The 11,206-nt window shown below is 68.0% G+C and carries 11 protein-coding genes; 2 read left to right on the top strand and 9 right to left on the bottom strand.

Annotation, left to right across the window (positions count from 1 at the left end; genetic code table 11):
• Window positions 1–99: 99 nt before the first annotated feature.
• Window positions 100–903 carry a response regulator transcription factor gene (locus tag C4K88_RS09100; RefSeq protein WP_104121347.1) on the top strand — a complete coding sequence of 268 codons (804 nt, stop codon included), beginning with the start codon at window positions 100–102 and terminating at the stop codon, window positions 901–903.
• Between the two features lie 20 nt (window positions 904–923).
• Here C4K88_RS09100 and C4K88_RS09095 read toward each other — a convergent pair whose 3' ends face one another.
• From C4K88_RS09095 to C4K88_RS09055, 9 genes are all read right to left on the bottom strand, one after another.
• Window positions 924–1,298 (bottom strand): hypothetical protein, encoded by a 375-nt coding sequence (locus tag C4K88_RS09095; protein WP_104121346.1) that lies wholly within the window; start codon window positions 1,296–1,298, stop codon window positions 924–926.
• 74 nt (window positions 1,299–1,372) lie between these two features.
• Complete coding sequence (locus tag C4K88_RS09090) at window positions 1,373–2,254, bottom strand: type II secretion system F family protein (RefSeq protein ID WP_104121345.1); 882 nt, start codon at window positions 2,252–2,254, stop codon at window positions 1,373–1,375.
• Between the two features lie 10 nt (window positions 2,255–2,264).
• Window positions 2,265–3,200, bottom strand: coding sequence for a type II secretion system F family protein (locus C4K88_RS09085; RefSeq protein WP_104121344.1), 936 nt, complete (start codon window positions 3,198–3,200; stop codon window positions 2,265–2,267).
• A gap of 4 nt (window positions 3,201–3,204) precedes the next feature.
• Window positions 3,205–4,644 (bottom strand): TadA family conjugal transfer-associated ATPase, encoded by a 1,440-nt coding sequence (locus tag C4K88_RS09080; RefSeq protein WP_104121343.1) that lies wholly within the window; start codon window positions 4,642–4,644, stop codon window positions 3,205–3,207.
• On the bottom strand, window positions 4,641–5,837 hold the full coding sequence (locus tag C4K88_RS09075) for a CpaE/TadZ family protein (protein ID WP_104121342.1): 1,197 nt from the start codon (window positions 5,835–5,837) through the stop codon (window positions 4,641–4,643). The genes C4K88_RS09080 and C4K88_RS09075 overlap by 4 nt, the downstream gene beginning before the upstream one ends.
• Entirely contained in the window at window positions 5,834–6,601 is a 768-nt protein-coding gene (gene cpaB / locus C4K88_RS09070) for a Flp pilus assembly protein CpaB (protein WP_104121341.1), read from the bottom strand. Before cpaB ends, C4K88_RS09075 begins: the two co-directional genes overlap by 4 nt.
• On the bottom strand, window positions 6,598–7,632 hold the full coding sequence (locus C4K88_RS09065) for a pilus assembly protein TadG-related protein (RefSeq protein WP_104121724.1): 1,035 nt from the start codon (window positions 7,630–7,632) through the stop codon (window positions 6,598–6,600). The genes cpaB and C4K88_RS09065 overlap by 4 nt, the downstream gene beginning before the upstream one ends.
• Window positions 7,629–8,024 (bottom strand): TadE/TadG family type IV pilus assembly protein, encoded by a 396-nt coding sequence (locus C4K88_RS09060; RefSeq protein WP_104121340.1) that lies wholly within the window; start codon window positions 8,022–8,024, stop codon window positions 7,629–7,631. The genes C4K88_RS09065 and C4K88_RS09060 overlap by 4 nt, the downstream gene beginning before the upstream one ends.
• Window positions 8,025–8,102: 78 nt before the next feature.
• The gene (locus C4K88_RS09055) at window positions 8,103–8,306 is read right to left on the bottom strand and encodes a Flp family type IVb pilin (RefSeq protein ID WP_104121339.1); all 204 of its coding nucleotides are present in this window, start codon (window positions 8,304–8,306) and stop codon (window positions 8,103–8,105) included.
• Window positions 8,307–8,543: 237 nt separating this feature from the next.
• Between C4K88_RS09055 and C4K88_RS09050 the strand changes: the two genes are divergently transcribed.
• Window positions 8,544–11,033 (top strand): putative bifunctional diguanylate cyclase/phosphodiesterase, encoded by a 2,490-nt coding sequence (locus tag C4K88_RS09050; protein ID WP_146065660.1) that lies wholly within the window; start codon window positions 8,544–8,546, stop codon window positions 11,031–11,033.
• Window positions 11,034–11,206 lie beyond the last annotated feature (173 nt).

The following is an 11,206-nucleotide window of genomic DNA, read 5'->3' as shown; positions in this document are numbered from 1 at the left end:
TGCCGAAGAACGGCAGAATAGTTGCCAGGACGAATTGGCATGGTTGCCACGACGAATTGGCCGGGCGTCATCGCGGGTCGGACGGGGGTTGGGACGCAAATGAGCGATCCAGGAGTGGCAGTCGTCATCGAGGACGATGCCGATGTGCGGAATCTGGTCGGGGCCGTGCTGCGGCAGTCGGGCTTCGACGTCAAGATCGCGCCGAACGGGAAGGACGGCGTCGAGCTGGTGCGTCTGCACGACGCCACGGTGGTGACGGTCGACGTCGGGCTGCCGGACATCGACGGGTACGAGGTGCTGCGGCGCATCCGTGCCTTCAGTACCTGCTACGTGGTGATGCTGACCTCGAGGGGTGACGAACTGGACACCCTCACCGCGCTGCAGTCGGGCGCGGACGACTACCTGACGAAGCCGTTCCGGCCGCGGGAGCTGCGCGCGCGGATCGCGGCGATGCTGCGGCGCCCGCGGACGGTCCCGGACCCTGCCGCCGACATCGCCGGAGTCGCTGCGCCGGCGCCGTCGGATGCCGCGCCCGCATCGACGGGCGGAGCGCCACCGGCGGTCGGGGCGCCTCTGGTGGTCGAACACAACGGGCTGGCCCTGAACGCCTCGGCCCGCACCGTGGTGCTCGACGGACGTGACCTCCCGCTGACACGCAGCGAGTTCGATCTCCTCAACGAGATGCTGAAGAGCAGCGGCGCGGTGCGGACGAAGGCCGATCTCGTGCGGGTGGTCCGGGGTGACTACTACGGCGAGGACACGTACATCAGCGACTCCGACGAGCGGGCGATCGAGGTGCACATCGGCAACCTCCGCCGCAAGCTCGAGGAGGACCCGAAGAACCCGCGCTGGCTGCAGACGGTGCGCGGCGTCGGCTACCGCCTGACCCCCGTGCGCGCCTGACTGGTGCTCAGACGGGGTGCTCAGACGGGATCGAGGTAGAGGGTCTCGAGTTTCCCGATCGTGGCCAGGCCGCAGCGTTCGAGCTCGGGGAGCGCGCGGCGTGCGCTCCCCGGACTGGCAGAGGAGACGGCCGTCCCGAGTGCCGAGGCGAGGGCCGCCAACCGCTCTGCACCGACCATGATCGATGAACTGCGAAGGCTCAGCACGGCCTCGAGGGCCGCGGCAGGATCCTGGTCGGTGATCGAGCGTTCCAGCCGCAGGTAGCGGTCCCCGAAGGCGGCGATGTAGTCGCGGACGAAGGCCCGGGCCGGGCCGGGCTCGCCCAGCTGACGCTCGAGGTCGCCGAGGACCGTGAGGTCCAGGAGCGGCAGGTCGGGGTCGGCGTTCGGAGGCACGGGGACAGCTTACGACCGCGCCCTGACGGTCAGCCGGGAGCCGGGACATGGCTCCTGTCTCGCGGCAGTCGTCCTCACTGCCCGGCGAACGTGGCCATGACGTTGAGCGCCGCCGGCCCGAGGATCACGATGAACAGCACCGGGAAGATGAACAGCAGGAGCGGGAAGAGCACCGCGACAGGGAGCTTCATCGCCTTCTCCTCCGCACGCTGACGGCGCTTGACGCGCATGACCTTCGCCTGGGTCCGCAGCACGCCCGACAGGGCGATGCCGTAGGCGTCCGCCTGCACGATGGCCTTCACGAAGCTGCGCAGTTCCGGGATGCTGCTGCGGTCCGCCATGGCGAGGTACGCCTCACGCCGGCTGCGCCCCACCTGCATGTCCTGCAGTGTCCGGACGAGCTCGTCCGCCAGCGGCCCTTTCCCGGTCTCGCCCGCGCGCTGCATGGCGCTCTCGAAGCCCAGGCCTGCCTCCACGGAGATCAGCATCTGATCCAGGGTGTTGGCCAGTTCCAGGGCCATGGCCTTCTGGCGTTCCTGCCCCCTGCTGTAGAGGAGGAGGTCGGGCACGAAGTAGCCGAGGAGCGTGACGAAGAGCGCGAGCAGCACGAAGAGCCTGCTGAGGTTCGACTGCAGGAGCAGCAGACCGGCCAGCCCGCCGGCCAGGCCGAGCAGGGGTTTGGCGGTGAGGACCTTGGCCAGCGGCATCGAGGCCGGCCGGCCCGCGAGGGCCAGCAGGTGGTCCAGTTTCAGGACGTACGCCTGCGGGGTGAGGCGTCGACCCAGCCGGAGGAGGGGATTCGGCCGGTCCGCCACGGCGGCTGCCCCGGCCATCCCTTGGGAGAGGTTGTGCTGCACGGTCCGGCGCATCCGTGCGTCCGAGGTGAGCAGGGACCACGTGAAGTAGCCGATGGGTGCCGAGGTGAGCAGGAGCGAGGCGAGCAGGGTCGGGTCCATGGCGGTGTCCTCAGAATCTCAGGTCGATGATCTTGCGCAGCCAGAGCCCACCGATCGCCATCATGACCGCGGCGGCTCCGAGCATCACCCAGCCCAGCGGTTCGGTGAACAGGGGGTCGACGTATCCGGGGCTGACCACGGTGAGGATCAGCGCGATCCCGAAGGGCAGAGCCGCAAGGATGTACGCGGAGAACTTGCCCTCCGCCGCGAGGGCCCGGATGTGTCCCTTGATCTCGGTGCGCTCGCGGATGGTGTGTCCCACCTGATCGAGCACTTCCGCGAGGTCCCCGCCCACCTCGCGGTTGATCTGGATGGCCTGCGCGATCCACGCGAAGTCCTCGTTCTCCATGCGGCGCGAGGTGTCGATGAGCGCGGCGAGGAGATCCTTGCCGAGGCTCGTCTCGGCGACGATCCGGCGCATCTCCTCCGACGTCGGGCTGTCCGCCTCCGTGGCCGCGGCATCGATGGCGCGCAGGATGCTGTGCCCGGCCCGCAGGCCCCCGGTGAGCAGCTGCAGGGTGTCACCGAGCTGCGTGTCGAACCGGCGGCGTCGTCGTCCGGTCCTGAAGGACACGAGAAGGTGCGCGACGGCGGGGGAGAGCAGGAACAGGAGGACGCCGACGACGGGGGCGAGCAGCACCCAGCCCAGCAGGAGTCCGGTGATGCCGCCGAGGCCCACGAGCAGGTAGACCTCGGCCTGGCTGATCCGGATGCCCGCCGTCTCGAGGGCGTTCTGGTCGAGGAAGCGCATCGGGTGCCGGCGCAGGTACCCATCCATGGCGCGCCCCACGGCGCCCGCGAAGCGCGAGAGCTGCGAGTTCTGCTGCTGGACGGGCGGGCGGCGCCGGTCCGGCGGGACGGGCGACTGGGCAGGCTGGAACGCGATCAGCAGGAGGACGATCGCACTGACCACCAGGACGGCGCCCCCGGCGAGAAGGAGGGGCATGCGCCTACCGCCCGCGGACCGGAACGGACCCGAAGACGGCGGGCGAGACCGTGATCCCCATGTCCTCGAAGCGCTCCATGAAGCGCGGGCGGATGCCGGTGGGGACGGGCCGTCCCAGGAAGCGGCCCTTGTGGTCCATTCCGGCCGAGTAGTCGAACACGAAGGCGTCCTGCAGCGTGACGACGTCGCCCTCCATGCCCTGCACCTCGGTGACGTGCGTGATGCGCCGGCTGCCGTCGCGGAGGCGCGAGATCTGCACCACGAGGTTGACGGCGGACGCCAGCTGCTCGCGGATGGCCCGCAGCGGCAGGTCCATCCCGGCCATGAGGACCAGCGTCTCGAGACGGGCCACCGCGTCCCTCGGCGAGTTGGCGTGGACCGTGGACAGCGAGCCGTCGTGACCGGTGTTCATGGCCTGCAGCATGTCGAGGGACTCCCCGCCGCGCACCTCGCCGATCACGATACGGTCGGGCCGCATGCGAAGGGAGTTGCGAACGAGGTCGCGGATGGTCACGGCGCCCTTGCCCTCGGTGTTCGGCGGGCGGCTCTCGAGGCGCACCACGTGCTGCTGCTGGATCTGGAGTTCGACGGCGTCCTCGATGGTGACGATGCGGTCGCCTTCGGGGAGGAACGAGGACAGCACGTTGAGCAGGGTGGTCTTCCCGGTACCCGTGCCGCCCGAGACGATGATGTTGAGCTTCGCCTTCACGCACGCGTCGAGCAGTTCGGCCATCTCCGGCGTGAGCGTCCCGAAGTCGATGAGGTTCTGGACCGTCAGGGGTATCTTGCTGAACTTGCGGATGGTCAGCGACGAACCGTTGACGGCGAGCGGGGGGATCACGGCGTTGACGCGGGAGCCGTCCTCGAGGCGGGCGTCGACGAAGGGGGAGGACTCGTCGATGCGGCGCCCCACCTTCGAGACGATGCGCTCGATGACGCGCCGCAGGTGCTCCTCGGAGCTGAACCGGGAATCGCTGAGCGTCAGCTTGCCCTCCTGCTCCACGTAGATCTGGTCCATCCGGTTGACCATGATCTCCGTGACCGAGGCGTCGTCGAGGAGCCGCTGGAGCGGGCCGAACCCGAGGACGTCGTCAGCCACGTCCTGGATCAGGCGGCGCCGTTCGTCGGGGCTGAGCGGCACCTGCTCGGCGTCGATGATCTGGCTCAGCTCCTCCCGCGCGACGACCTTCAGGTCCTCCTCGCTGATGGAGGTGTCGCTCGCGCGGGTGCCCATGCGCTCGAACAAAGCCTCGGCCGCACGCTGCTTGAGGCCGGCGAAGACGTCCACCTTCGCAGTGCCGGGCTTCTCCGGTGCGTTGTGGACGATCGCCGGCGCGAGGGTCGCGGGGCGTGGCGGGTTCGGCCCGGCATCGGGGGTCACGGGCTCGACGGCGACGGGCGCGGGGGAGAGGCCCGCCGCCTGGATACGCGCCGACAGTGTCATCGGACCACCACGCGGCGGTGCAGCTTCCGCTGCGATTTGGCGCGCCACTCGTGGTCGAACCGCTGCACGAGCTCGGTGAGGCTCTTCGTCGCCGGATCGCGGACCCTGTCCTGCAGGAGGGGGACGCCCCGGTTCGTGGCGAGGGTGATGGCCCGCGAGCGGGGGACGGACACGTCCACGGGCACATTGAGGGTCGCCTCGATGTCCGCGACCGAGAGCCCCGTCCTCGAGTCGGCGAAGTTCAGGACCACGTGGCGGGTCTCGGGCATGAGGTTGAGCTGCTGGAGTACGTCGAGGCCCGTGCGCAGCCCGCGGACGCTCGGCACGTCCATGCCGGTCACCCAGACGGCGTCGGTGCACTGCTCGAGGGCGGCGAGGCTGGGCTCGGTGAGGCCGGGACCGGTATCGACGACGACGTACTGGAACTCCAGCGCGAGCTGCTGGATGAGGCGGGTCACCTGGGCCGAGGTGACGCGGTCGGCGTCGGCGGGGTTCCGGGGACCGCAGAGGGCATAGATGCCGGAGGGGTGCGGGGTCAGGAAGGCCTTGAGGACCATCGAGTCCTGGGTGGCAGCGCCCGAGACGGCGTCGAGTACCGAGTACTCGGGGGTCAGGTAGAGGCCGGTGCCGACGTCGCCGAACTGGAGGTCGAGGTCCACGATGACCACGCCCATCGGGGCGAGCCTGCCCAGGCCGACGGCGAGGTTGGTGGCGACCGTCGTCTTGCCGACGCCGCCCTTCGGGGAGAAGACGCCGATGACGAGGCCGTTCTGCTGCTCGCGGGGCGCCTGCCTACCGGTGCGTTGGCGTGTCGCGAAGGCCTGGCAGGCGCGCTCGAGCTGGGCGCGGATGCTCGCGATGTCCGCGAGCGGGGAGAGGATGTCGCGGACGCCGGCGCGCATGGCCTGCAGGGCGATGTCCGGGTGGTCGTCGTGGACGAGCACCACGCTGATCTCCGGGAAGGTCACGTCCACCACCAGGGCGAGGCGCAGCGCGTCCTCGATGGCGATGCCCGGTCCGAAGACCAGGACCTCCGGCCGTTCCAGCCCCAGCTGGTCGAGGACGGACGCCGGGTCCCCGGTCAGGACGCTCGCGGGCAGGCTCTTCACGTGTCCCTGGAGTCCGCCGGCGACGGCCTGGCGGAGTTTCTGTTCGAAGTCCGAACTGGGGGTGATCAGGACGAATCTGCTCATCGGTACAGGACCTTGTCGTGGATGGTGATGGGGTCGGGGCTTTCGGTGGCCGTGGCGGGTTCCCTGCTGAGCCAGATGGTCCCGAACTCGTTCCCGAAGACCACCTTCGTCGCCTGCTCCTCGGTGACGGCCACGGTCAGCATGAGTGAGCCACTCGGCAGGGCTTCCGCTTCTGCTCGGGCCTGTTCCTCGGGCGTTGCGTCAGCATCGGGAGCAGCCTCGGTGGGGGCTCGCTGGACCGACGTGACCAGGACCTTGTGCAGCACCAGCTGGGTCATCCGCGGCTCGAGTCCTTCCGGCGCGGGGTCCACCTCCGTGGAGATGAAGACGCCGACCGTATCTCCCGGCGTGACGTTGCCGCCGACCGCGCGCCCGGGATCGAGTGCGAAGGAAACCTCTTGAAGACCCTCCGGCACATTGGGACGATCCGTCAGCTCTGCGTCCTGCGGATTCACGAGGCGTTCCGCCAGCAATTGTTCGCCGGGCAGGAGATCGTCCGACGTGATCTTCCCACCTGCCGCATCGAGGTCTTCCAGCGCTAAGGGATTCACGGCAGTGGCTGGAAGAGTCTCCGTAGTGAGGAAGGGGAGCAGGTCCTCGGCCGGTGTTCCTGCGGGGATCTCCGTTGTCACCACCAGGACCTCCACGGGGTCGAGGCTTTGAACCGCTCGGGCCTCTGCTCCCTGCGCGTACCCGAAGAGCATCATCGCTCCGAGGAGCCCGAGGACAACGGCTGCGACGCCGGCGAGGAGACGGGATTTCATGGCGTTGCTTTCTCGAGGGTGAGGCGGACGACGGCGGTGCCCATCGTCGGGTTGAAGGCGCCCAGCGTGTAGGCGTCATCGAGGGACACCATCTTCACGAACCGGCCGATGATGCCGACGCACTTCACGGAACTGCACTTGTAGCCGGGGTAGTAGTTGTCACGGAACGAGTCCGGGAACCCGGAGCTGCCCTCCTGCTTCAACTTCCAGCCGTGCACTTCGAACGCGGCGAAGCCGATGAGGTGGTACACACCGTTCGAGCCGCTGTCAGTGACCTTGTCGTAAATGGGGAACAGGCCGATCGGAGGTGTTCCCGCTTCGATCTTGGTGCGCCATTCGGTGAGCAGGGATGTGCAGTACAAGGGAGCGCCGTTATTGCCGGTGTTGCTTCCCGACGCAGCCTTGCTGATGTCGATGATGGCTTCGCACTTGCCCGAGACGTGGTCCAGGCTTCCGAAGCCGCCGGGTGGGCCACCGGCGCAGGCCGGCGTGCCGTCGGATTTCTTACGGTATTCGACAACCTGCCAGCCTGGCCCGTCCTTGAGTTCGCACTCCGAGAAAGTGATGGGGAAGGGGGCCGGCCCCGAGACGGGGCTGCCCCATTCGGCGGTGGAGGACGCGTTCACCTCTGTCGATGTAATCCCGAATGTTTTCGCGAAGATTAGAGAAACGTGGTTGGGTGCCTGCCCATTCTTGAGGGCTCCGGTGATCACGGTGACTTTCCGGGTGGATCTGTTAATCACGAAATCCTTGATGTTGCTTCTGTCGTCGAGGGCGTTGCTGTTCACGAGACTCCGCGCGATTACGGGAATCCCGGTGCAGTCGACGTCCGTCGCCATCAGTGCACATTCTTGGGCCGTTGCGATAGAAGCGGCGTCGGCTCCGTTCTGCAGTTGCGCTCTCTCGGCGTAAACCATGCCAACATCGATGGCCACAGCTGCGAAGCCAAGGAGGACCACCATGGTGAGGGCCACAATGACGCTGATGGCCCCTCGTTCGTCTCGTCTTTGGCGCGCGATATCTTGCTTCATCCGCCGCACAGCATGACTCCTTTACCGCGAAGAGTGAACGGGGCCGCGATCCCGGTGAGGGTGGTCATCGTGTAGGTGATGGTCACGGTCACGGTGCTGCCCACGGGGCAGGTGTTCACCGCCCCGGCCGGGGAGCGGGTGATTGATACTGTTGATGCGTTCACCTGAGGGATGGAAGCGTTGGCCGCGAGGACAGCTCTGTTGGTCGCCGCTGCGTCATTCTTTGCGATTGCAACAACGCGCACACCTTCACGGGCGGCGCTGGTGAGTGTCACCTGGGCGTTGTAGGCCCGGCTCACCTCGATGATCCCAAACAGCAGCAGGATCAGGACCGGGAGAACCAGTGCGAGTTCGACGGCGACGGCACCGCGGTCACTCCGTCTCGACTGCATGGGGGTCTCCTCATTAGCGCCGGGTGGCAACCTTGTGGTTGCCACCCGGCTTTGAAGTCGGCTCGGTAGACGAGGGATTTAAATCGTCAGCTGGGCAAACAGGCCTCTAAAGAACGTATCGAGGGCGCCGCCGAAAAGGGTGACGCCTCCAACGAGGACGACGGCGATGAGCGCGACCATGATGCCGTACTCGACGGCAGTGGCTCCGGTCTCTTCACGGCGGAGGCGGGACTGGACGGTGAATCCGAGGGTGTGCAGGCTCGCTGCGAGATAGTTGATCATGAGGTAACTCCTGAGGGGGACGGCGGCTGACCCAGCGCCAGCGCTGCCAGAAAGCTAGCAACGCGGACGCGTGAGAAACCGGGTTTGCCCTGATGCTGCCCGAACATTCGCAAATCCGTATCCGGCTCTGCGGGCGACCTGCGGAGAACCTGCGCTTGCCCTGCCTCGGCACCCGCCGCTCCGCGGGAATCCGGCGTGTACCACTACTACTCGAAGCGCCCGTCCTACACTGTCGGCATGCCCTCTCTCCCCGGCCGGTCCGGCTCCGCGCCGTCCGCGCTGCCCGTCGCGCGCGCGATGCCGGAGGGGCACCCGGACAGCCGCTCCTGGGAGATCCTCGACGCCCTGCCGCTGCCCGTTGCGGTGCTGGACGGCGAGGGCGTGGTCCTCGCCGTCAACAACCACTGGATCGATCAGCCGGCGGAGCACGTCGGCGTCGGCGACTCGTGCCTCGAACTGTGGAGGAGCGCTGCGGCGAGTGCCCCGGTACCGGGAGACGCGGCGCGGCTCCTGAACGGACTCCGGCAGGTCATCGACGGTGAGGTGGAGCAATGCCGGGTGCAGCACCGGGACGCCGACGTCCTGACCCATATCCGGCGGCACGGGGGCGTCGTCGTCCTCTCTCGGCTCCGGACTACGGAGCCCGCGGACCTCGTATCCCTGCGGCGGCTCGCCTGCCTGGTGGATGCGTCGGGGGACGCCATCATTGGGGTCGATACCGATCGCATTATCACCAGTTGGAATATCGGAGCCGAGACGATGTACGGCCACAGCGCCGGGCAGGCCGTCGGCCGCAGCGTGGAGATCCTGGCTCCGAAGGACGCTCCCGGGATCAGGAAAGAGTTCCTCGAGGCGCTCGCGGAGGGGAGGGGCGTCTCCGCCGCGCAGGCTCTGGCGCGACGCCGGGACGGATCCCACATCGAGGTGTCCGTGACGCTGTCTCCGGTCCTCGACAGCTCAGGTCGGGTCGCAGGGACGTCCGCGATCACGCGCAACATCACCGAATCCCAGCAGCAGCGCGCCGCCGCGGAGCATGAGAGGGACCGGCTCACTTTCGCGCAGGAGATCGCCCATGTGGGATCGGTCGAGGTCAACATGGTGACGGGGCGGCGGTGGTGGTCGGACGAATACTTCCGGATCCACGGACTGCCGGTGACCGAGGAGCCGACCGAGGAGCTCTGGCACTCGGTGCTGCACCCCGAGGACCGCGAGCGGGTGCGGCAGGCCTGGCACGACCTCGAAACCGGAGGGCCCCCACTGAAACTCGTCCACCGGATCCTGCGTCCCAGCGGCGAGGTCCGCTGGGTGCATACGAGGGCCACGGCTGAACACCGTGACGGGGTACTGGTGCGCCTGCTCGAGACCGCCGTGGACATCACGGAGCGCAAGCTCGCCGAGGAGGCTCTCCAACGGCTGGCGTTCCACGACCCGCTGACCGGACTCGCGAACCGCGCGCTCCTGGCGCACCGCATCGAGGAGGAACTCCACGACGGCGAGCGGGCCGGGACGCAGGTGGGCGTGCTCTTCCTCGACGTGAACCGCTTCAAGGTGGTCAACGACGGGCTGGGCCACGCCGCCGGAGACAGCCTCCTCATCCAGCTCGCCGCGCGTCTGCGGAGTGCAGTGCGCCCCACGGACACCTTGGCCCGCTTCGCCGGCGACGAGTTCGTGATCGTGTGCGCCGACCTCACCCTCGCGGCAGCCCACGATCTCGCCGGGCGCATCGGCGCCGAGGTGCAGGTCCCCTTCGACCTCCTGGGCCAGGAACTCTTCGTCAGCGTCAGTATCGGCATCGCGCTCTCCTCACCGAACGCCACCGCGGAGTCGCTCCTGCACCAGGCGGATGCGGCCATGTACTTCGCGAAAGAGGCGGGCCGGATCGACGGCGTCGTCTTCGACGAGTCGATGCACCGACAGGCCGAGACGCGCCTCGATATCGGCTCCTACCTTCCGCGTGCTGCCGAACGGGGCGAACTCGAGCTCCATTACCAACCGATCCTCCGCATCGACGGCCGAACGCCCACCGGCTTCGAAGCCCTCCTGCGCTGGAGGCACCCGAAGTACGGCCTCGTCCCGCCGGCCGAGTTCATCCCGGTCGCCGAGGAGACCGGGCTGATCGTCGAACTCGGCCGATGGGTGCTCGAGAACGCGCTCACCCAGGCGCAGGCATGGCGCGCCCAGGTGCCTGGGGCGTCCGGGCTCCGAATCGCCGTGAACCTCTCCGCCCGCCAACTGCAGGATCACGGTCTGGTCGCGACAGTTGCGGAAGCCATGGAGAACGCGGGGATCGACCCCTCGGCGGTCGAACTGGAGATCACCGAATCCGCCGTGATGAAAGACGTCGAACGGTCCATGACCACACTCACGCGGCTCCGCAGCATGGGGATCGGGCTGTCGGTCGATGACTTCGGCACCGGCTACTCCTCCCTGAGCTACCTGAGCCGACTGCCCGTCACCACCCTCAAGATCGACCGGTCGTTCGTGGAGGGGCTGGACGGCAGTGACGCCCACGCACGTCCGATCGTCGCTGCGGTGACGATGATGGCGGGCGCCCTCGGACTCGACGTCGTCGCCGAAGGCGTCGAGTCCGAGGACCACCTTCGGGAGCTCGAGACCCTCGGCGTCGGGCTTGCACAGGGCTTCCTCTGGGCGGAGCCGATGCCTGGCCATCAGGTGGCGCCGTGGCTGGCAGCCAGCGCGGCCGGGGCCCCTTTTGACCCACGGTAGAGCGGCAGGCTATCCTTGGGAGTCGTTGTGCGTGTCCCTTCTCGATACGTCTGCGCCCTTCGGAGCGGTTCAGTTGCAGAACCACCTGGCCCGGGGGCGGAGCCGAGATTCACGGGATGACTGGTCGTATTTCAGCCCTCACCTGAAGTTCCGGTAACGCATGAATAAGCTGA

It is taken from the genome of Arthrobacter pityocampae, assembly GCF_002927275.1.
Classification (GTDB): domain Bacteria; phylum Actinomycetota; class Actinomycetes; order Actinomycetales; family Micrococcaceae; genus Arthrobacter_D; species Arthrobacter_D pityocampae.
Note: the sequence above shows the minus strand (reverse complement) of the source record. Positions and strands in the feature narration are given on the sequence as shown.